Below are 20426 nucleotides of genomic sequence, written 5' to 3' on the forward strand. Positions count from 1 at the left end.
AAATAACCAATAGACTTCTTTCATAACCCATTGAAAAAAGAGTATCGCTTATAGCACATCACTTTTTGAAACTAAAAACATCGCCATAGCTAAAGGCTATGACTCAATCTTGAGTTTCAAAAATTAATGCACTCTCAGCAAACTCTTTATCTTTTCAAGGGTTATGAAAGAAGTCTAATAAAGGAAAACAATGGTTGCAGATATAACCCTTTTTATCAGCTTTTTGATCTTGCTCATAGGAGCAGCAAAAGCATACAGTGGGTTTTTTACTAAAGTAGTGGTGGGCGATAAAAACGTTTTAACACGACTTCTTTCACCGGTAGAAAATAGTCTATATCGCTTGTGTGGTATCAATCCACAACTGGAGATGAACTGGAAGAAGTATGCTTTAGCACTAATGCTTTTTAACGGTGCGGGCATCGTGCTTGTTTTAGCAGTGCTTCTGAGCCAACATCTTTTGCCTCTTAATCCACAAGGCTTCCCCGCTTTGCCCTTTGAGTTAGCGTTCAATACGGCAATAAGCTTTGTCACCAATACGAACTGGCAAAATTACAGTGGTGAGAGCACAATGAGCTATTTCTCGCAAATGTTTGTGCTCAGTGTACAAAACTTCCTCTCCGCTTCGACAGGCATTGCAGTAGCCGTGGCTTTTATGCGAGGTATTATCTCTAAAGAGAGCGAGTCTATCGGCAATTTCTGGGCGGACATGGTTCGCGTAACACTGTATGTTTTACTGCCACTCTCTTTGGTCTATGCACTCTTTTTGATCTCTCAAGGTGTCATCCAAAATTTTGCTCCTTATATCAGTGCCGTGAGCCTCGAAGGGGTCAATCAGAGCATTCCAATGGGTCCTGTGGCTTCGCAAGAGGCGATTAAGCTATTAGGAACGAACGGTGGAGGTTTTTTCAATGCTAACTCAGCACACCCTTTTGAAAATCCAACGCCACTTTCTAATTTTGCAGAAGCCTTTTCTATCCTTTTTTTACCGGTATCACTTCTTTTTGTCTATGGGAAAATGAGTCAAAAAAGTGGCGAAGGTCGTTCTATCTTAATCGCGATGGTTGTTCTTTTTGTGTTGATGTTAGGCTCTCATTATGTCTCAGAAAAATTTGGCAATCCTGAAATTTCGGGCATTGTAGGAGAGAGTGCGATGGAGGGCAAAGAGGTACGCTTTGGCATTGCTTCAACTTCCCTGTTTGCAGTAACCACTACGGCGGCATCGTGTGGTGCGGTCAATGGTATGCACGATAGCCTCACTCCACTAGCAGGTATGGTGACTATGGTGCAGATGATGCTCGGTGAGATTGTCATCGGTGGTGTGGGTGCAGGCTTTTACGGCATGATGGCGTATGTCATATTAAGTGTTTTTATTGCAGGACTCATGATAGGTCGAACGCCTGAGTACATGGGTAAAAAGATTGAGGCCAAAGAGATGACCTATACCGTCATAGCCGTGTTACTTCCGGGTCTGTGCATCCTTCTTTTTACGGGATTATCGCTTTTAATTCCGGATGCCACTAGCTCCATTTCCAACCCTGGACCGCATGGGCTTTCTCAAATTCTTTATGCCTTCAGTTCAGCCAGTGGAAACAATGGCAGTGCTTTTGCGGGACTAAGTGGCAACACGCTTTACTATAACTACGCGCTGGCTTTTTGTATGTTCGTGGGGCGCTTTGGTGTGATTATCCCCATGCTTGCTATTGCAGGAAGTTTGGCGAGAAAGAAAGTGGTTCCGTTTGGTAAAGGTACACTCAATACTCAAAGTACACTTTTCATCACCCTTTTGGTGGCAACCATTTTATTAACGGGAGCGCTCACGTTTTTCCCTTCACTGGCACTTGGTCCTGTTATTGAGCATTTGATGATGCTTGAACGCGTCTCTTTTTAAGGAATGAACATGAAAAAACAAACTAATTCTAGCTATAACCAAGCGATTATCAACGATGCGCTCAAAGGATGCATTGGCAAATTAACCCCCAAAGAACAGCTCAAAAATCCGATCATTTTTGTGGTCTATTTGGGCACATTTATCACCGGTTTTATATGGATTTACGAGAGCAGTCGTGGCAATATTTCTCTTTTTGGATTTGAATTTTGGGTCTTTGTGTGGCTCTTTTTTACGGTTCTCTTTGCCAATTTTGCAGAAGCATTAGCAGAAGGCAGGGGCAAAGCACAAGCGAGTGCCTTGCGTTCAGGTAAAAAAAGCAGTAGTGCCAATAAGTTAAGTGAAGACGGTTCCCTTCGAAAGGTCAGCTCAGAGAGCCTGAGAGTAGGCGATGTCGTTGTTGTCAGTGCGGGCGAAGTGATTCCTAGCGATGGTGAGGTCATTAAGGGCATTGCGAGCATCGATGAGAGTGCCATCACGGGTGAATCCGCTCCCGTCATTCGTGAATCAGGAGGAGACCGCAACTCGGTTACGGGAGGTACGCTTGTTTTAAGTGATGAGATTACGATCAAGATCACAAAAAATCCAGGCGAGACCTTTTTGGATCGTATGATTAGTCTCATTGAAGGGGCTAAAAGGCAAAAAAGTCCGAATGAAATTGCGCTCTCCATTTTACTGATGGGCTTGACCGCCATCTTTCTTGTCGTGACGTTGACACTCAAACCGATGGCTTTACATGTAAACGCAGATATCTCTGTTGTCTCCTTGATTGCACTTTTGGTCTGCTTGATTCCTACGACGATTGGTGGGCTTTTAAGTGCCATCGGTATTGCGGGAATGGACAGATTGCTTAAAAAGAATGTGTTAGCAATGAGCGGTAAAGCCATAGAAGCCGCGGGCGATGTCAATGTGTTATTGCTCGATAAAACAGGCACGATCACCTTTGGTAACCGTATGGCAAGCGTTTTTATCCCTCTTGACATTAAAGAGCTTGATAACTTGGCGTATGCCGCACTGTTAACATCCCTTTCCGATGACACACCTGAGGGAAAAAGTACGGTTACGTTTGCGCAAAATACGTATGGATCTAAAGAACCAGCCAATCTTGAAAGTGCCACCTTTATCCCCTTTAGTGCCTATACGAGGATGAGTGGGCTTGATCTTGATGGTAAGGAGTATCGCAAAGGGGCGGTGGATGCCATCGAGAAATTTGTCACCGCAAAGGGTGGGAAGTTCCCCAAAGAGGCTCATGATATATGCGCTCAAATTGGTAAAAAAGGTGGCACACCTTTAGTCGTATGTATTGGAAATCATGTTTTGGGCGTGATTCACCTTAAAGACATCATCAAGCCTTCTATCAAAGAGAAATTTGTTGAGTTTAGAGGTATGGGCATTAAAACCGTGATGATTACGGGAGACAATCCGATCACGGCTGCTGCCATTGCCGCCGAAGCGGGGGTGGATGACTTTGTCGCCGAAGCAACACCCGATACGAAAATAGCGCTTATTCGCAATTATCAAAAAGAGGGCTTTACGGTCGCGATGACAGGTGATGGCACCAACGACGCACCTGCTCTTGCGCAAGCCGACGTCGGACTGGCGATGAATAGTGGAACGCAAGCCGCTAAAGAAGCCGCTAATATGGTTGATATGGACAGTTCGCCGACGAAACTCATCGAAGTGGTGGAAGTAGGTAAAGAGCTATTAATGACGAGGGGTGCGCTGACAACCTTTAGTTTAGCCAATGATATTGCGAAGTATTTTGCGATCATCCCAGCTCTCTTTGTGGTAGCGTTTCCGCAGATGGAAGTGCTTAACATCATGCACCTCTCATCGCCTCAGAGTGCTATTTTATCGGCGGTTATTTTTAATGCGCTCATTATCATCGCACTGATTCCTCTGGCGATTTCAGGGGTTGGGTATAAAGCCTTGGGCGCGGACGTGGTGCTAGGAAAAAACTTAGTTATCTATGGTTTGGGTGGCATTATTGCTCCGTTTGTGGGTATAAAACTGCTTGATATGTTGCTTGCAACATTGCATCTTTTGTAAAAGGAAGACTATGAAAACACTATTTCAATCCGTTAAATTGCTTTTAGTCATGACATTTTTATTAGGAGGTGTGTATCCTCTGGTTATCACCAATTTAGGTGCATGGGTTTTTCCCTCTCAGAGTTCAGGGCTTTTGCTGAAAGAAAATGGAACGGTTATAGGCTCAGAACTGATCGGGCAAAATTTTTCAAAAGAGGGTTATTTTATTGCTAGACCCTCGGCTGCAGGGGATGATGGCTACGATGCACTCTCCTCTGCTGGTAGCAATTTAGCACCGACAAACAAGCTTTTGTTAGATAGAATAGACGCCAGTAAAGAAGCTTTACATGTAAGATTTGGTGAGGGTACCATTCCCAGTGACTTGGTAACCAGTTCAGGCAGTGGACTTGACCCGCATATCTCCAAATTATCGGCACTCTACCAGGTTCAAACCATTGCGAAAGAGCGCCAAGTGGATGAAGTTCAAATGCTAGAGCTTGTCAATCAACATATTGAGCGAAAATTTTTGGGTTTTATAGGCGAGGAGAGGGTGAATGTCCTTCTTTTAAATCGTGCGTTAGATAAAAACTTTGGAGTTTTAAATCCTTAAAATGAATGAAGATGTCTTAGAAACGAGTGATCTGGTTCTTCAAGAGATCAAAAACAAACGCGAAACGGGTGAACTAACGCTTTTCTTTGGCGCCCTTGCAGGTGTGGGAAAAACCTACACCATGCTTCGCAATGCCAAAGAGCTTCTTAAAAGTGGAACGAATGTACACATCGGCTATGTTGAGATGCACGGCAGGGCTGAAACGGAGCGTTTAACTCAAGGACTTCCTTCTATTCCTCCTAAAAAGATCGTGTACCGTGGAAGTACGCTCTATGAACTCGATATTGATGCCATTTTAAAAGCCAAACCCGATGTTGTGCTCATTGATGAGTTAGCCCACAGTAATGCTCCCACTTCAAGGCATCAAAAGCGTTACCAAGATGTTTTAGAAATCTTAGACAATGGCATTGATGTTTACAGCACGATGAATGTGCAACATCTTGAGAGCCTCAACGATTTGGTGTTGCAAATTACGGGAGTGAAGGTCACTGAAACTGTTCCTGATAGCATTTTAGAACGTGTCGATAAAATCCAAATCATCGACATTCCTCCTGAAAAATTGGTTGAGAGGCTTAAAGAAGGGAAAATCTACAAACTCCAAAGTGTTGAAAAAGCGCTCATGAACTTTTTCAAGCTTGGCAACATCAATGCACTGAGGGAAATTGCGCTCAAACAAGCCGCAGGACGCGTGAGTAAAGACGTTTACGATCTATATAAAGAGAATAAACTGGAGCGCTGGGAAGCGGTTGAAAAAGTCATGGTCTGCATTGATGGCAGTGAATTTTCCGCCAATCTGATTCGCTATGCCAAACGGCTCTCTTCGCAGATGAATGCGGAGTGGATCGCACTGTATGTTGATGATTTTTCAACCAATAATCGCGAAAAACTCGCTAAAAATATCCGCTTAGCCGAAGAGTTAGGCGCTGAGGTTAACACCGTCTCAGGGCAAGATGTGGGCGAAGAAATTTTAAAACATGCCAGAGCGCGGTTTGTAACGCACATCGTTGTCGCGAAGCGCAAAAAGAATTTTATAGGAAAGTTCTGGCGTATGGATATTGCCGATGAGCTTTTAAATGCAGGCGATGAGTTTTGCATTATTTCGTATATCAACAAAACCAAAGAGCAAAAATTAGAAGAGTACACCCTTGATGAACACAAAAAAGAGGAAGCCCCTTTGTGGCACTATCTTTTTGGACTAGGATTGCTGGGCATCATCACATTTGGTTGTATCGTTTTTAGAAATTATTTAGAGTTGTTGAACGTCGCTTTACTCATTCTTCTTCCTGTTCTTCTTGTTGCTTCCAGAGGTGATATGAAAACCTCTATGGTGATTACCTTTGTTGGCGTTGGGCTTTTTAATTACTATTTTGTACCTCCAATTTATACTTTTGCTGTAAGTGACATCTCCAATTTGTGGAGTTTTTTCATCTTTTTCATCGTTGCATATCTCATTTCATCGCAAGCTCAAAAGCTAAAACTTATTGGCGAAGTGATACGCGAACGTGAGAAGAGGGTAAGGCGACTTTATAAACTTAGTCGCAGGGTGACCGCAGTTTCAGAGATGAAACAGGTGATTAAAATAGCGATGCCTTTAATTGCTGAATCACTCGGCAAAGAGACCTTCTTTTTCTTGCGCAAGCATGTGGATGAGATGCCAAAACTCTATGCGCATTATGATCCCAAAAGTCCACTTTCCAGTAAAAAGTACGATGCGATGTTTGAAAAATTAGAGGCTATTTTTATCTCTTCGAGTGAAAAAGCCGTCCTTGATTGGTGTTTGGACAACGGCAAAGTAGCAGGGGCAGGTACGGATACCTTTTTAGCTTCGGACATGCTCTACATCCCCATTAAAAGCCGCGATGTCGTTTATGGAGCCCTTGGGCTTAAAATCAACCAAGATGAGATGACAACAGAGCTTAAGATGTTTTTAGACTCGGTCACCAGTGTTATGGCGGTCTCTTTTGAGCGAATATCCCTTTCAGAAAAAAATAGTAAAAATGCAATTACACTAGCACGTGAAGAGCTCAAAAATGCACTCTATGGCTCAATTTCCCATGACTTACGAACACCGCTTGCCTCCATTTTAGGCATGATTTCGATGCTTAAGACGGATGAGACGTGGCTGGATGAGAAAAAACGCGTTATCATTTCTCAAGTGATTTTTAGTGCGAAAAAGATGGAACGCTTGATGAATAATCTGCTCGATTCTGCACGCTTTGAAAGCCACCAAGTGGTTCTTAAAAAAGACTGGTGCGATATAGCAGACATCTTCTCGCAAGCGGCTAGGGAGTTTGAAGATATTTTAAAAGAACGCAATTTTAACATTAAAATTGAAGAAGAATCGGGCATTTTTAAAGCCGATTGTGTTTTAATTGAACGCGTGGTTGTCAATCTTTTGGAAAATGCGATTAAATACTCGCAACACGGAAGTGCCATTACGTTAGGGTTTCAAAAAGAGGGTGAATGGTGTAAAATCTTTGTTTTAAATGAAGACAGTCACATCAATGAAGAAGATCTTAAAATGGTGTTTGAAAAGTTTTTCCGCATCAAAGGCATTAGCGATGACATCAATGGCAGTGGCTTAGGTCTTTTTATCTGCAAAAAAATCGTTGAAGCGCACGAGGGAACCATTTGGGCAAGAAATGTGGAAAACAGTGTCATCTTTGAGTTTAACATCCCCCTTGAGGAAGAATAGTGTCACAACCTAGATATAAAATTTTGATCATCGAAGATGATAAGCAGATCCAAAAGCTTTTAGAAGTGAGCCTTGAAGAGCACGCTTTTTTACTCAAAGTGTGTGGCACTCAAAAAGAGGGCATGTCACATATGGTTCAATTTAATCCTGATCTGATTTTGTTAGATTTAGGGCTTCCCGATGGTGATGGAAAGCTTTTTGTAGAAAAAATTCGCGAGTTTAGTAACATCCCCATTATTATTGTCTCCGCACGAAACGGTGAACAAGAGATTGTAGATTCACTCAATTTAGGAGCGGATGATTATGTTGTAAAACCTTTTTTTACAGGAGAACTCGTTGCGCGCATCAACTCTGCACTCAGGCATGCGCTCAAAAAAGAGAGCACACCACTGCTCAAAGTTGGTACGTTGGAACTTGATCTTGAAAAACGAGAATTTAAACAAGATGATGTAGCGTTGCATCTCACCCCACTCGAATTTAGTCTTTTAAAATTTTTAATGCAAAATAGTGGCAAGGCTCTAACCCATGCGCAAATCCTAAAAAATGTCTGGGGGATTGGCTACCAAAGCGACACTAAAATCCTGCGAGTGTTTGTCAATCAACTGCGTAAAAAAATCGAAATAGACCCTAATCGACCTAAATTACTCATCACTATTTCAGGCGTTGGGTACCGGTTTGGATAAGCTGTAACGACTCTAAACTCTTTTTTTAATTATTTTTTCTAATGTTACCCATTGTTTACTGCTTTAGCGTTAGGATTGCTACTGGGAAATCCCCAAGCCAAACAAAGGAGGAGAAAATGAATATAACTTCAAATTCTCTTTACGGAACGTCATCGTACGCGACGTATGGCAGCAGTACCAGCAGTTCTAGCTCGTTAAGTTCAAAATTCGCAGAAGCGTTGCTTACTTCTTTGGATAGTGATTCGAGTGGTTCTGTGGACAGTGCTGAGTTTAGCAGTGCAGCTTTAGAGCTATCAAGTGATACAAGCGCGGTTAATGACGCTTTTTCATCACTGGATAGTAATAAAGATGGCAGTATTACTATAGATGAGTTGACATCTATGTTATCAGCGCAGTCAACTATGACGTCAGGAAGTATGCCCCCACCTCCTTCGTCATCATCACACGGTAAAGAAGACAATGGCAAGACCAAAGATGAGCTTACCGCTATGGCGGAAGAAGTTTCTTCAACGGATAGCAATTTGGCTTCATTACTCTCTTCAGTGGCTGAAAATTTTTCAGCAGCGGATGCAAATAGTGATGGTAAAGTGACTTCTGCTGAAGCTATGGCGTATCAGCAATCAACGCAAGAGACAAGTGCCAGTGGAACAGATGCAAGTAATGTTGCGGCGTCAGGAAGTATGCCCCCACCTCCTCCGCCACCCTCATCCTCTTCTACGCAAGAAGATACGGGCTATACGAAAGATGAGCTTACCGCTATGGCGAGTGACGTTTCATCAACCGATAGCAACCTTGCTTCGCTTTTTGAGTCATTGGCGCAAAATTTTGATGCGGCTGATACCAACAGTGATGGTAAAGTGACTTCTTCGGAAGCACAAGCCTATAAAGACTCAACAAGAGCCGATAGTATGGGTGTTGCAAATACAACAACCGCAAGCAGTAATGATTCGTTGATGAAAGCACTTTTAGCGCAAATCATCTCGAATTACGCTACTCAAAATACGCTTTCAGGTAGCTCTGTTAGTTTTAGCGCTTAAGCCTCAAACCACGCTCTAAGCAAGGCGTGGTTTTGTTACTTTCCATTTACTTTATCTTCGTTATAATCAGGATATGATTAAAATTTTAATGATCGAAGATGATGTTGAACTCGCACAACTCCTTCAAGAATCTCTTGCAAAAGAGGAGATCGAAACGATACTGGCGTTTACTCCCTTAGAAGGTTTAACCGCGCTCCAGCATGAAAGTTTTGATGCTCTCGTACTGGATCTCTCGTTACCTCAAATTGATGGACTCGAAATCTGTCGAATTGTGCATGCTTCTATTCCCACACTTCCTATTATTATCTCTTCTGCACGCTCTGACATGAGCGATAAAGTGATGGGGTTTGAAAGAGGTGCTGATGATTTTCTGCCTAAACCGTATGACCCACGCGAACTTGCTTTTAGACTTCGTGCTATTTTAAGACGAGGGGTGAGTGTGAATGAGCCGTCTTATCAGAACTTTCATATTGATGATGAGAGGCATCTCATTAAACAAGGTAAAAATGAGGTAAGACTTACGATGGCGGAGTATGACATCGTCTCTTATATGCTTAAAAAAGAGGGCTTTGTGATTTCCAGGGAAGAGCTTTTGCTTAACATCGGTTCTATCAAATACGAAAGCAGTCTCAAAAGTATTGATGTCATTATGGGCAGAATTCGCCAAAAGATCGGGGATGATCCTAAAAAACCTCGTTTTATTCTCTCCGTTCGAGGGGTTGGTTATAAATTTGTTAATGCGTAAGATATCCATTGTCACCCTTATTTCGATCTTTTTTGCCTTCACTTTGGTGGTGATTAATATTGCCTTTGTGATTGAGTATAAAAGACAGATAAGCGACCTTCAATTTTTTACATTTCAGCGTTTTATGATGGCTATGAAAATGATGCATCATAATGAGACTGACCAAGAAGCCATGCTTTTAAAACTGGGTCTTCGCATCAGTGATCAGGAAAAAAGCATTTTAATCCAAGAGGGTAAAAAACTCTTAGAAGACCCTTTTTCCGATATGATTTTATATGAAAAAAAGCTCTATTTTGTTCCAAGAAAGCCACCTCCACCGCCTCCACCGATGATGTCAGATTCAGGATTTCGTCCCCCTCCACCTTTTCCTATGCAAAAGAGGTTTGAGCCACCTGTTTTAGAAAATATTGAGGTGTTTTCACTCTATCGCCTTTGGATTTTAGGGAGTGTTATCAATGTTCTTTTACTGCTTTTTTTTGGCATTGTGTTGCGTAAGCTTTTACGCCTTCGCAACCTTAAAAGTGCGATTCATACGTTTGGCGATACCAAGAAATTTCAGCCTATTGGTGTGGAAAGTGAGGATGAACTGGGAGAAATTGCTTCAGAGTTTAATCTTGCGATGCAAAAGATTCATCTTCTCAAAGAGGCGCGCACGCTGTTTTTACGCAATATCTTGCATGAGCTTAAAACGCCGATTATGAAGGGAAAAATTCTCTCCAACGCTTTGGAAAATGCGAAGCAGCAAACGCAATTGGAGCGTATCTTTGAACGTCTTGAAACCTTGTTGGGTGAGATGGTTAAAGTGGAAAAACTCAGCTCCAACGAGTGGGTTTTAGAAGCAAAAGAGTACCGTGTGGTGGATGTGCTCGACCATGCGATGGATCTACTTTTAAGCGACACCAAACGTATCCACATTTTACCGCAAGAGATGGCGCCCTTGGTGAATGTTGACTTTGATCTTTTTGCTACTGCGATCAAAAACATACTCGATAATGCGCTCAAACATTCTACTGAAGCCGTCGAAGTTGATATTGGTCTTGATAGCATGAGTATTTGTAGTTTTGGCGAAAGAATACCGAGTGAACGACTTGATTTTTCACGGGCCTTTAACCGAGCTGTTGAAGGTTCAAGTAGTGGTTTAGGGCTTGGGCTTTACATCGCCAATGCGATTGTTGCAAAGCATGGATTTGAGCTAAGTTATTTACATGTAGAGGGACAGAATCACTTTACGATTCATTTTACGCTAAAAGAGGTGGAGAAAAACTCTCCACGTTAGATAATATCTTTAAGCTTTTCACGAAGAACATAGGCGGTGAAAGGCTTGACGATATAGTTATTAACGCCTTCTTTGATGGCAGTGATGACTTCGTGTTTTCCACCCTCCGTCGTTACCATGATGATCGGAGTATGTTTGTACTCTTCCATGGCTCGAAGACTTCGCACAAGCTCTAAGCCATTCATCTTAGGCATATTCCAGTCTGTCATGATCGCATCAAATTTTTGGTCTTTGATCTTTTTAAGCGCATCCAGTCCATCTTCTGCCTCCGTCGTACTATACCCAATAGTTCCCAGAGTGTTGCACAAAATTCTGCGCATTGTTGAGCTATCATCAACAACTAAAAAATGCATTTTCTATCCTTTATAAAAGTTCTTCTTTGTCTACAAGCAAAAAGTGTTCTACTTTTGCTATGATATTGAAAATTTTGAGGAATTTGTATGAATTACATTGGCTCAAAAGCAAAACTTCTTTCTTTTATAGAGACCACTATATCGGAATTTGTGAAAAATAAGCTTCCTGCAAAAAAATTTTGTGATCTTTTTGCAGGGAGTGGCTGTGTGGGGTACCATTTCGCACAAAAAGGCTACACCATCATCAGCAATGACGCTGAATTCTACAGTTACGTGCTTAATTATGCGATGCTTCAAACAACCAATTTAGACGGTATAAATGAGCGTATAATTGCTTTAAATGCGCTTCCTCCTATAGCGGGAATGATGTATCAACAGTATTGTCTAGGCAGTGGAAGTGGACGGAACTATTTTTCGGATGATAATGGTCAAAAAATAGATGCACTGCGTCAAGGCATTGAAGCTTATAAAGACGATGAGACGCTCTATATTTATCTTTTAGCTTCACTGCTCATCAGTGCCGATAAAGTTGCCAATACTGCTTCCATTTACAGTGCTTTTTTAAAGAATCTCAAACCTCTTGCCCAAGAAAAACTCTACTTACAGGCATTGGAACACATACCCTCAGCCACAGCTCACCAGGTGTATTGCAGTGATGCCAATACGCTTATTTCAACGATAGAGGGAGATATTCTCTACCTTGACCCTCCTTACAATCGTCGCCAATATGGAGCGAATTATCATATCTTAAACACGATTGCTCGTTATGATAGCTTTACACCCAAAGGTAAAACGGGAGTGCGAAGCTACGAGAGTTCAGCGTATTGCAAAACAACAACGGCGTTACAAGCATTAGAAAAACTGATTCAAGAAGCAAAGTTTTCGTACATTTTTGTAAGTTACAATGACGAGGGGATTATTTCCCAAGAAGCCATCATGAAAATGATGCAAAAATACGGCAGATACGAAAGTGTCAAAATACCACACCAGCGCTTTAAAGCCTATCAAAATCTAAAACAAAAGCACTCTATTTACGAATATCTTCATATGTTGGAAAAATTTTAGATTGGAGATTGTACAATAGCACTTTTATTTTTAGGAAAGGAGAAAATCATGTTTAAACGTTTAACGTTGTTAATGGCAATGGTTGCATTTTTATCAACATCGGTATTTGCACAAAGCTATCTTTCATCAGAAGATGCAGCACCAACAAAAACTAAAACTGCAAAAACAAAAACCGCCAAAAAAACTACAAAAGTAGCTAAAAAAAGTACTTCTAAACAACACACAGCTGCGAAGAAGAGCAAAAAAAAGCCAACTAAAGTTGTAGCATAATCCTTAAGGTTGTTCTGATAGTCTTGAATTATCAGAACACCTAGGTCTATTTTTAAGCTAATCAACTGTAAAATCCCTCCAATGCACGACGTCTAAGGCTTAGACAAACATAATCGTAACAACTCTTTTCGTAACTACTTTTATGTTTACTCCTCTTCGTGCTACTTTACATGTAAGGATTTTTTATGCAAAGAAGAGCGTTTATTAAAGGCTGCGTAGCACTAGGTGCAAGTTCTGTCATTCTCCCTCAGGTTTCGATTTTGGAAGCGAGTGAACCAAAATCAAAAACACGTATTTTTTTCGTCACAAACAGTTATAACCTCAAGCACGAAAACAAAAATGACTTGACCAAACTCTGGGTTCCACTTCCTCAAGAGACAAGTTATCAAAAAGTAAGCGATTTTAAATTTAGTTCTAACGCAACCCATGCGTATGTAACGGATAAAAACAGTTATAAAGCCAGAACGCTTTACGCTGAGTGGAAAAATGGTGGTGAAAAACTCCTCGAAGTCACGTACACCATTACCACGTATGAGCGCAATTCAGACCTCTCAAAAGCAACCGCTTCAACCAAATATCCTAAAGATGTAGCACACTACCTCAAACCAACCGCACACATCCCAACCAGTGGCAAAGTCAAAGAGTTGGCGCTTAAAATTACAGAGAACAGCAAAACACCTCTTGATAAAGCCAAAGCAATTTACGCGTGGGTCACTGAGCATATGTACCGTGATAATGCCGTAGTCGGTTGTGGTTTAGGCGATGCAGGAAAAGCGATTGAAAATAACATCATGGGCGGAAAGTGTACCGATATTAGCTCTGTTTTTGTAGCACTTCTTAGAAGTGTAGGTGTGCCTGCACGTGAGATCTTTGGTATCCGTTTAGGCAGTTCTCGCTACTCGAAAGCATGCGGAAGCAGTGATGAAAAAGGGTTGGCGAAAATCACGGGAGGCGAGCATTGTCGTGCTGAGTTTTACCTTGATGGCGCAGGCTGGGTTCCATGCGATCCTGCCGATGTGGCTAAAGTCATCTTGACCGAGAAAATGACGCTGGGTGATCCACTTGTAAAAGAGGTACGAGAGTATTTCTTCGGCAACTGGGAGATGAACTGGATGGGTTACAACACAGCGCGTGATTTTGTGTTAACGCCAACACCAGCGCAAAAACCGATCAATATGTTTGGTTACCCGTACGCGGAAGTCGGCGATGAAGTCTTAGACTATTACGCTCCAGCCGCGTTTGCGTATAGCTTCAACTCTCAAGAAAAACTCTAACGTATGAAAAAAGAGATTCTAGGTGTCCTAACAGCGCTGTTTTCAGCCTTTGCCGCAACGGCATGTTGTCTGCCTCCTCTGCTGTTTTTACTCTTTGGAATCTCTTTTGGATTTTTAAGTTTCTTAGAAGTCCTCACACCATTTCGTATACCACTCTCCCTTTTATCGCTCTTTGTTTTGTGGCTTTCATGGCGAAGTTACGCTCATCATACCTTTACATGTAATCCTCAAAAGAGAAAGCGTTATCTTTGGCTTTACTCAATGATTTTAGGGGTAATCCTTGTCGTATTACTTTATCCTGAGTGGGCAAATTTTCTAATAGGAACTAATGAATGAAAAAATGGTTGATACTCCTTTTGCCTTTAATGCTCTTTGCCAAAGAAGAAGTCGTCATTAAAGTCGCTGAAATGCACTGTCCTTTGTGTACAACAGCGGTCAAAAAAGCATTGAAAAGTGTTGAGGGTGTTGAGTCATCTAAAGTAACATTAGAGACAAAATTGGCGGTTGTGATTGCTAAAGATGGCATTGAAGATAAGACGTTTTTAGAAGCGGTGAAAACGACGGGGTATGAGGGTGTGATTGTGTCTCGGCATCATCTTAAAGACTAAAGCTCGCCTCTTATGAGGCAGAGCTTTAGAAGTTTGGTTGATTAGTCTTTTTTGTAAGCGTTACGAGGAGCGGCTTTTGGAGCGCGACCTGCGTCACTGCGTGGTGCGCTTGGTCTGTCGGCTCTTGGAGCGCGTGGTGGTCTGCTATCGCCACTGTCACGATTGCCTTTGTATCCGCCGCCTTCGCGTGGAGCTGAACTGCTTCCCTCTTTTGCAAATGGGTTACGACTCTCGCCTCTGCTGTCACTTCTAGGAATGCCATCGCCTCTTGGAGGACGTGCATCTCTGCTTCCGCCATCACGTGGGTTTGAACCTTTGTAACCACCGCCATCGCGTGAGCCACTGCTAGAGTTGCCTCTGTATCCACCACCTTCACGTGAGCCGCCAGAGTTTCCTCTATAACCGCCACTGCTTCTGCCGCCAGAATTTCCTCTGTAACCGCCACCACTTCTGCCACGGCCACCATCACGCTCTTCGATGTTTTTAACAACATTTTCCAAGGTTTTTTTATCTAAACCGATTTTATCTGGACCGACTGGTGTGTTTTCTTTCAAAAGATTTGAGAGAAGTTTAAGTGCAATTTGAGACATATCCATCTCTTCTTCTAAAATAGCAAGAAGTTTTGTAGCATTTTCATTAAGCTCTGCATTTTTAATATCTTCTGCAATTTTGATCAGTTTGTTCTCTTTGACGTCTCGTAAACTTGGAACAATTCTGTGCTCGATTTTAGAACCAACTTTTTTGCCGATTCTTTGCATTGAATGAAATTCGATAGGCGTTACCAATGTAATCGCTGTACCTTTTTTACCCGCACGTCCTGTTCTACCAATACGGTGAACATAACTCTCTGGATCAAATGGCATATGGTAGTTGAAAACGTGGCTGATGTCAGCAACATTAAGACCACGCGCTGCAACGTCAGTTGCTACAAGGATCTCAATTTGTGAACTACGGAACGCTTTAATAACGCTCTCACGTTGATTTTGCTCCATATCACCATGCAAACCTTTTGCTGCATAACCGACTGCCATAAGTTGTGTTGAAAGACGATCAACCTCTTTTTTGGTACGGCAGAAAACGATGGATTTTTCAGGCTCAAGAGCGTCCAAAAGACGAATCATCGCATCATCTCTCTCATACTCGTTGATAACATAGTAAAGTTGTTCGATGTCTTCATTGGTTGTGTGATCTTTTGGTGTGACACTAACAAATTTTGGCTCATTAAGAATTTTACTTGCAAGACGTTTGATAGGATCAGGCATTGTTGCTGAGAAAAGAAGGGTTTGACGCTCTTTTGGAAGGTAGGTAAAGATCTCTTCGATGTCTTCTAAGAAGCCCATATCAAGCATCTCATCGGCTTCGTCTAAAACAACCATTTTAGGTGAAAAGCCTGGAAGTCTACCATTTTTAAGAAGGTCTAACATACGACCCGGTGTTGCAACAATAACGCTAGCACCTTTTTCGATAAGACCAATTTGACGTGAATAAGAGCTACCACCGTAAATAGTTACAGTTTTAACGCCACGAAAACGTCCTAATGAGTAAAGCTCATCGCTGACTTGCGTTGCAAGTTCACGTGTTGGTGTAATGACTAAAAGTTGTACTTTATTAAGGTGTGGATCGATCATACTCATTGTAGAAAGACCAAATGCAGCTGTTTTACCTGTACCAGTTTGTGCTTGCGCAACGATGTCGTTACCTGCTAGTACTAAAGGGATTGATTCTGCTTGTACGGGGCTTGGTTCTGTAAAGCCAGCTTCTACGACAGCTTTAAGGATCTCTGGGTGTAAGCCAAACGATTCAAATGTGGGTGTTGTGTGTGTGTTGTTTTCCATGTATTTTCCATGTTTTTGATTTTTCCAAAACAATACTAACGTGCGGATAAGGCACAAAACTCATGTACATAAAAATTTTAATGGGGAATAACCCGTCAATATCGTATGCAAAAACCTACATACTCACTGAGGATTTCTCAAATCTGGTAGGTTTTAGGTGAAGTTCTTTTTTAATGAAGCTCTGAAATTGTGGTCATTATAGTGGAATTAGTTTAAAATAATATTAAGGTTTTGAAGTGGTTTGCCTTTTGCATGTAAAGGATACGTGGAAGATGTGCCATAAAAATAGGCAATAAATGCAGGTTTTCACTCTTTTTTATAAAAATCCAAGATAGGTTAAAGTACACTAAAAACTAAAATAAAATCATACCGCTAAAGGCTAGAGTATTATGGTGCAAATGCAAACATTAAAAGAGATATTGATTAAGAATTTAAAGCTAGAAGATATGACACCAGAGGACATAGACGACACAATGCCTCTTTTTGGTGAAGATGGCTTGGGACTTGATTCGGTGGATTCTATAGAGCTTGTATTAACGGTTGACAAAGAGTTTGGCGTCAAAATTGCAGACTCTAAAGAGTATGAAAAAATATTTGCGAATGTTCAAAGTTTATTAGACTTTATCAATGCCCAAAAATAGTGTTTTTATAAATGGTTTTGAGTCGGTTTGTTGTGCAGGAGAGAGTTGTGAAGAACTTTTTGAAGCAATTTGTACACATCAAAGTGGTATTAAAACTTTCAGTGAATTCATTTCTGACAAACAGATTGCTTTAGGCAAAATCGAGAAACCTTTTTCCATCGAAGCACTTTTAGGGCTTACATGTAAAAAAGTTTTAGAGCAGAGCAATCTTGAAAATTTTGAGAATACACTCCTTGTTGTCGGCTCTTCCGTGGGTGGGATGCAAACAACGGAGAGCATTTTTTTAAGAGATCATCATTATAAAAACATCAATCCCAAACTCCACGCGATTGATACCATCGCACACATCCTTTCTCAGAAATTTTCGCTCAAAGATGACATCTCTTTTTCAACCGCTTGTACATCTAGTGCCAATGCTTTGGGCTATGCGTACGAGATGATCGCTAAAGGCGTTTATGAAAATGTTTTAGTGGTGGGTTTTGATACGCTCTCTTTAACGACCATACGAGGTTTTGACGCGCTTGGTGTACTGAGTTCTCGCCCGTGCCAACCATTTGATGTGAATCGAGATGGCATGAATGTGGCGGAAGGCATCGCTGTTTTATTGCTTCAACATCAGCCTCAAAAAGAGAGCATTGAGCTCATGGGGGTTGGGTACAGCTCCGACGCGCATCACATGGCACATCCAAGTCCTGATGGTGCAGGTGCGCTTTGTGCGATGCAAAAAGCACTGAAATGTGCCAATGTTGAGTCTTGCGATGTGGGTTACATTAACGCCCATGGTACGGGCACGACCGCCAATGATGCGAGTGAAGCCAATGCCATTGAAGCGCTTTTTGGAAGCAGTGTGAATGTGAGTTCGACCAAATCCATTACGGGACATACGCTGGGGGCTGCTGGAGCGCTTGAAGCGATCATTTGTGTTATGGCGCTTCAAAAGCAGATGATTCCTCCTAACACACATTTAGTTGAACCCGAAAATAAAACGCTTAATTTTGTAAAGGTTGCCAAAGCGCACACCTTTCGTTATGCCCTAAGCAATTCACTCGCTTTTGGTGGCAATAATACCTCACTTCTTTTTGGATTACCCCAATGAAGGTTAATTTAGAGATTTTAAGCAATGCTTATCTGCTAAGTGAAAAAAGCATAGAACTTCCTCGCATTAAAGAGTTAGTACCTCAGATGATGGTGCGCCGCCGCCTTACCAAAGCGGCGAAAATTGCCGTAGAACTTCTTAACAGTGTGGAGCATTTTGAGGGTGGTCGCATTCTCTGTGGGAGCGCTTTTGGCGAGCTTGAAACGACAGCGAATATTTTAAATGCCATTAAAGATGAACAACCTCTTAGCCCCACCGATTTTCAAAATTCGGTTTACAATACCGCTGTTTCGTACCTCTCCATTTTGTACCATAACCACAATGAGATTTTGACCATCTCTAGTGGTGACAAAACGTCATTGAATGTTCTTAAAGCGGGAGCACTGAAAGCGTTGGATGGCGATGTGTTGCTTCTTTTGTGTTTTGAAACGCTGGATATACCAAACATCGAACAGGTCAATCATTGCATTAAGTATCTTGAAAGTGGCGTGGCGTTGGTCGTGCGTGTAACCGAAGAGAAAGCAACTCTAAAGCTTGAAAAAAGCGAGCTTGCGGGTGTTCCAAACTCCATAAGTGAGATGTTACATGTAGCTCAGAATGCACCCAAACTTGCGCGCGCTATTGTCGAAGTGAACCTATGAATTTACCGCATCTTCCACCCATTCGTTTTGCCAAAGAGATTCTTACATTTAAAGACAAACGCGCTTCCGTGTTGTGTGAATTTCCATGCTTGTCAACACTTCCTATGCTCACAGAAGCCGCCGCTCAAGCCTCGTCAGCCTTTGCAAAATCTGACACGCCCCAAAACGGCTTTTTAGTTTTGATCAAAGATGTTGTTTTACATGTAAAGGTGCAGAGCTTGACGTGCGTCATCATGGTAGAAGAGCGTTTATCGCTTGGGAATTCGAGTGAGTTTTATTTTGAAGTGTTTGAAAAAGAGGGTGGTGTAATGTACGCCAATGGATCGCTGATGATCGTGCTTGAAGAGCGTGGTGCATGAAGATTTTTGTATTTATCTTGACTTTCTTTCTAGGGCTTCATGCGGAAGCGTTACGTGGAACGTTTATTACCGAGCCTATTTTTAAAGCTTCTGTTTACATGCAAACCATAGGCAATCCCGAAAATCCAGCCATTGTGCTGGTGCATGGATTGGGTGATGAGGCTTCTACGATTTGGGAAAGCAGTATTGAACTGTTAAAAAATGACTATTTTGTGGTGACCTTTGATCTTCCTGGTTTTGGGCAATCCAGTAAGGCAAATGAACTCTATTCTCCCCAAAATTACGCTAAGTTTATTCATTATGTTGCTCAAACGTATGTTAAAAAACCGTTTCATCTCGTTGGTCATTCCATGGGTGGGGCGATTGCGCTGAAGTATACCAGTATGTATCCTTCTGATGTGGCGAGTTTAGTGCTGGTGGATGCGGCTGGTATCTTGCATCGGTCTGAGTACAATAACTTTTTAGTGCAAAGTGGTGTGAATGCTTTTTTTGATGAGCAAAATGGCTTGATACAAGGTCTTCAAACGCAAAAGGTAAACTCTTTTATCGATAAAATAGCAGAGAAGATTGATCGAAAAATGTCTTTGGATATGGGCGTCGTGCTTGCGAGTGAAGATTTAAGAAGCACAATTCTTGGAGGCATGCCTCATAGCATCGCCGCGGTTGCGTTGGTCGAGGAGAATTTTAATGGAATTCCTCAAAAGGTTGGTGCGAGGACGACGATTATTTGGGGGGAAACAGACACGGTCGCTCCTGTAGAAACGGGCTATGTGCTTCATAAACTAATGCCTAATTCTTCATTCAAAATACTTCCTAATACGGGTCATGTACCGATGTTGACACGTGAAGAGGCTTTTTCTCACATGCTGTTGACGCATCTTTTAAACCAAGAGGGCATCATTCGCCCCGTTCAGCCAAAAAATACGCAAAGTTATAGTGTTAAGATTAAAGATATGAGCGATAAAGTTTATACGGGCAGAATTGAGAGTATGAGTATTCGCAATTCTCAAAAAATCATCATTAAAGATGCGGTGATTGAAGAACTAGTGGTTTTAAACTCGGATGTCGAGATTATCAATAGTACCATTAAAGCGGGGAAAGCAGTGGCAATAACGGCTCAAAATGCCAAAATTTCCATTGTCGCAAGTGATGTTTTTGGTAAAACAAAACTGCAAAATACAAAATTGCATCTTTTGGGCATCACCATGGATGTTCTTGGAAAACCCATCGAAGCGCTCTCAACCTCAATGGTTTACTTCTCTTTGTGTCAAATTAATAACAAATTGATTCATGGAAAAGAGATTTTGGGAAATTAAAGGATAAAA

Annotated in this window: 20 protein-coding genes; 18 read left to right on the forward strand and 2 right to left on the reverse strand. The window is 41.8% G+C overall.

Annotated features, from left to right (window positions below; genetic code table 11):
• Positions 1–190 precede the first annotated feature (190 nt).
• The 8 genes from kdpA (at position 191) to SAR02S_RS08515 (ending at position 10959) form a co-directional block, all read left to right on the forward strand.
• Positions 191–1888, forward strand: a complete 1698-nt coding sequence (kdpA, locus tag SAR02S_RS08480) for a potassium-transporting ATPase subunit KdpA (protein WP_041958775.1) — start codon at positions 191–193, stop codon at positions 1886–1888.
• A 9-nt stretch (positions 1889–1897) separates the two neighbouring features.
• On the forward strand, positions 1898–3934 hold the full coding sequence (gene kdpB / locus SAR02S_RS08485; RefSeq protein ID WP_084218478.1) for a potassium-transporting ATPase subunit KdpB: 2037 nt from the start codon (positions 1898–1900) through the stop codon (positions 3932–3934).
• A 10-nt stretch (positions 3935–3944) separates the two neighbouring features.
• Entirely contained in the window at positions 3945–4523 is a 579-nt protein-coding gene (kdpC, locus tag SAR02S_RS08490) for a potassium-transporting ATPase subunit KdpC (RefSeq protein WP_041958779.1), read from the forward strand.
• Between the two features lies 1 nt (position 4524).
• Positions 4525–7218, forward strand: coding sequence for a DUF4118 domain-containing protein (locus SAR02S_RS08495; RefSeq protein WP_041958781.1), 2694 nt, complete (start codon positions 4525–4527; stop codon positions 7216–7218).
• Positions 7218–7901 (forward strand): winged helix-turn-helix domain-containing protein, encoded by a 684-nt coding sequence (locus tag SAR02S_RS08500; protein ID WP_041958782.1) that lies wholly within the window; start codon positions 7218–7220, stop codon positions 7899–7901. The genes SAR02S_RS08495 and SAR02S_RS08500 overlap by 1 nt, the downstream gene beginning before the upstream one ends.
• Before the next feature lie 116 nt (positions 7902–8017).
• Positions 8018–8938: an EF-hand domain-containing protein gene (locus SAR02S_RS08505; protein ID WP_041958784.1), complete on the forward strand. Its 921-nt coding sequence runs from the start codon at positions 8018–8020 to the stop codon at positions 8936–8938.
• A 73-nt stretch (positions 8939–9011) separates the two neighbouring features.
• Positions 9012–9683, forward strand: coding sequence for a response regulator transcription factor (locus tag SAR02S_RS08510; RefSeq protein ID WP_041958786.1), 672 nt, complete (start codon positions 9012–9014; stop codon positions 9681–9683).
• A complete protein-coding gene (locus SAR02S_RS08515) occupies positions 9676–10959 on the forward strand; it encodes an ArsS family sensor histidine kinase (RefSeq protein WP_041958789.1) in 1284 nt (427 codons plus the stop codon). The genes SAR02S_RS08510 and SAR02S_RS08515 overlap by 8 nt, the downstream gene beginning before the upstream one ends.
• On the opposite strand, the gene SAR02S_RS08520 is transcribed toward SAR02S_RS08515, so the two are convergent.
• Positions 10956–11312 carry a response regulator gene (locus tag SAR02S_RS08520; RefSeq protein WP_041958791.1) on the reverse strand — a complete coding sequence of 119 codons (357 nt, stop codon included), beginning with the start codon at positions 11310–11312 and terminating at the stop codon, positions 10956–10958. The genes SAR02S_RS08515 and SAR02S_RS08520 overlap by 4 nt on opposite strands.
• 87 nt (positions 11313–11399) lie before the next feature.
• Here SAR02S_RS08520 and SAR02S_RS08525 point away from each other — a divergent pair, with 87 nt between their 5' ends.
• From SAR02S_RS08525 to SAR02S_RS08545, 5 genes are all read left to right on the forward strand, one after another.
• A complete protein-coding gene (locus SAR02S_RS08525; protein WP_041958793.1) occupies positions 11400–12377 on the forward strand; it encodes a DNA adenine methylase in 978 nt (325 codons plus the stop codon).
• A gap of 48 nt (positions 12378–12425) precedes the next feature.
• The gene (locus SAR02S_RS08530; protein ID WP_041958795.1) at positions 12426–12647 is read left to right on the forward strand and encodes a hypothetical protein; all 222 of its coding nucleotides are present in this window, start codon (positions 12426–12428) and stop codon (positions 12645–12647) included.
• A 185-nt stretch (positions 12648–12832) separates the two neighbouring features.
• The gene (locus tag SAR02S_RS08535; RefSeq protein WP_041958799.1) at positions 12833–13921 is read left to right on the forward strand and encodes a transglutaminase-like domain-containing protein; all 1089 of its coding nucleotides are present in this window, start codon (positions 12833–12835) and stop codon (positions 13919–13921) included.
• A 3-nt stretch (positions 13922–13924) separates the two neighbouring features.
• Positions 13925–14257 carry a mercuric transporter MerT family protein gene (locus SAR02S_RS08540; RefSeq protein WP_041958800.1) on the forward strand — a complete coding sequence of 111 codons (333 nt, stop codon included), beginning with the start codon at positions 13925–13927 and terminating at the stop codon, positions 14255–14257.
• Positions 14254–14529, forward strand: coding sequence for a heavy-metal-associated domain-containing protein (locus tag SAR02S_RS08545; RefSeq protein WP_041958801.1), 276 nt, complete (start codon positions 14254–14256; stop codon positions 14527–14529). The genes SAR02S_RS08540 and SAR02S_RS08545 overlap by 4 nt, the downstream gene beginning before the upstream one ends.
• A gap of 41 nt (positions 14530–14570) precedes the next feature.
• Here SAR02S_RS08545 and SAR02S_RS08550 read toward each other — a convergent pair whose 3' ends face one another.
• Complete coding sequence (locus SAR02S_RS08550) at positions 14571–16364, reverse strand: DEAD/DEAH box helicase (RefSeq protein ID WP_041958802.1); 1794 nt, start codon at positions 16362–16364, stop codon at positions 14571–14573.
• 398 nt (positions 16365–16762) lie between these two features.
• On the opposite strand from SAR02S_RS08550, the gene SAR02S_RS08555 reads away from it, so the two are divergent.
• From SAR02S_RS08555 to SAR02S_RS08575, 5 genes are read left to right on the forward strand one after another with little or no spacing between them, the layout of a single operon-like run.
• Positions 16763–17005 carry a phosphopantetheine-binding protein gene (locus tag SAR02S_RS08555; RefSeq protein WP_439645581.1) on the forward strand — a complete coding sequence of 81 codons (243 nt, stop codon included), beginning with the start codon at positions 16763–16765 and terminating at the stop codon, positions 17003–17005.
• Positions 16992–18101 (forward strand): beta-ketoacyl-[acyl-carrier-protein] synthase family protein, encoded by a 1110-nt coding sequence (locus SAR02S_RS08560; protein WP_041958806.1) that lies wholly within the window; start codon positions 16992–16994, stop codon positions 18099–18101. The genes SAR02S_RS08555 and SAR02S_RS08560 overlap by 14 nt, the downstream gene beginning before the upstream one ends.
• Positions 18098–18742, forward strand: coding sequence for a beta-ketoacyl synthase chain length factor (locus tag SAR02S_RS08565; protein WP_041958808.1), 645 nt, complete (start codon positions 18098–18100; stop codon positions 18740–18742). Before SAR02S_RS08560 ends, SAR02S_RS08565 begins: the two co-directional genes overlap by 4 nt.
• Positions 18739–19101, forward strand: a complete 363-nt coding sequence (locus SAR02S_RS08570; protein WP_041958810.1) for a hypothetical protein — start codon at positions 18739–18741, stop codon at positions 19099–19101. Before SAR02S_RS08565 ends, SAR02S_RS08570 begins: the two co-directional genes overlap by 4 nt.
• A complete protein-coding gene (locus SAR02S_RS08575) occupies positions 19098–20417 on the forward strand; it encodes an alpha/beta fold hydrolase (protein WP_041958811.1) in 1320 nt (439 codons plus the stop codon). Before SAR02S_RS08570 ends, SAR02S_RS08575 begins: the two co-directional genes overlap by 4 nt.
• Positions 20418–20426 lie beyond the last annotated feature (9 nt).

The organism is Sulfurospirillum arsenophilum NBRC 109478, assembly GCF_000813345.1.
GTDB classification, from domain to species: Bacteria; Campylobacterota; Campylobacteria; order Campylobacterales; family Sulfurospirillaceae; genus Sulfurospirillum; species Sulfurospirillum arsenophilum.

Excerpts from the sequence above, each read along its gene's own strand:
- kdpC (WP_041958779.1), top strand. The coding sequence starts at position 3,945 with ATGAAAACACTATTTCAATCCGTTAAATTGCTTTTAGTCATGACATTT.
- SAR02S_RS08550 (WP_041958802.1), bottom strand. The coding sequence starts at position 16,364 with ATGGAAAACAACACACACACAACACCCACATTTGAATCGTTTGGCTTA.
- SAR02S_RS08525 (WP_041958793.1), top strand. The coding sequence starts at position 11,400 with ATGAATTACATTGGCTCAAAAGCAAAACTTCTTTCTTTTATAGAGACC.
- SAR02S_RS08505 (WP_041958784.1), top strand. The coding sequence starts at position 8,018 with ATGAATATAACTTCAAATTCTCTTTACGGAACGTCATCGTACGCGACG.
- SAR02S_RS08565 (WP_041958808.1), top strand. The coding sequence starts at position 18,098 with ATGAAGGTTAATTTAGAGATTTTAAGCAATGCTTATCTGCTAAGTGAA.
- SAR02S_RS08530 (WP_041958795.1), top strand. The coding sequence starts at position 12,426 with ATGTTTAAACGTTTAACGTTGTTAATGGCAATGGTTGCATTTTTATCA.
- SAR02S_RS08555 (WP_439645581.1), top strand. The coding sequence starts at position 16,763 with ATGCAAACATTAAAAGAGATATTGATTAAGAATTTAAAGCTAGAAGAT.
- SAR02S_RS08510 (WP_041958786.1), top strand. The coding sequence starts at position 9,012 with ATGATTAAAATTTTAATGATCGAAGATGATGTTGAACTCGCACAACTC.
- SAR02S_RS08520 (WP_041958791.1), bottom strand. The coding sequence starts at position 11,312 with ATGCATTTTTTAGTTGTTGATGATAGCTCAACAATGCGCAGAATTTTG.
- SAR02S_RS08570 (WP_041958810.1), top strand. The coding sequence starts at position 18,739 with ATGAATTTACCGCATCTTCCACCCATTCGTTTTGCCAAAGAGATTCTT.
- kdpA (WP_041958775.1), top strand. The coding sequence starts at position 191 with ATGGTTGCAGATATAACCCTTTTTATCAGCTTTTTGATCTTGCTCATA.
- SAR02S_RS08560 (WP_041958806.1), top strand. The coding sequence starts at position 16,992 with ATGCCCAAAAATAGTGTTTTTATAAATGGTTTTGAGTCGGTTTGTTGT.
- SAR02S_RS08535 (WP_041958799.1), top strand. The coding sequence starts at position 12,833 with ATGCAAAGAAGAGCGTTTATTAAAGGCTGCGTAGCACTAGGTGCAAGT.
- SAR02S_RS08540 (WP_041958800.1), top strand. The coding sequence starts at position 13,925 with ATGAAAAAAGAGATTCTAGGTGTCCTAACAGCGCTGTTTTCAGCCTTT.
- SAR02S_RS08575 (WP_041958811.1), top strand. The coding sequence starts at position 19,098 with ATGAAGATTTTTGTATTTATCTTGACTTTCTTTCTAGGGCTTCATGCG.
- SAR02S_RS08515 (WP_041958789.1), top strand. The coding sequence starts at position 9,676 with ATGCGTAAGATATCCATTGTCACCCTTATTTCGATCTTTTTTGCCTTC.
- kdpB (WP_084218478.1), top strand. The coding sequence starts at position 1,898 with ATGAAAAAACAAACTAATTCTAGCTATAACCAAGCGATTATCAACGAT.
- SAR02S_RS08495 (WP_041958781.1), top strand. The coding sequence starts at position 4,525 with ATGAATGAAGATGTCTTAGAAACGAGTGATCTGGTTCTTCAAGAGATC.
- SAR02S_RS08545 (WP_041958801.1), top strand. The coding sequence starts at position 14,254 with ATGAAAAAATGGTTGATACTCCTTTTGCCTTTAATGCTCTTTGCCAAA.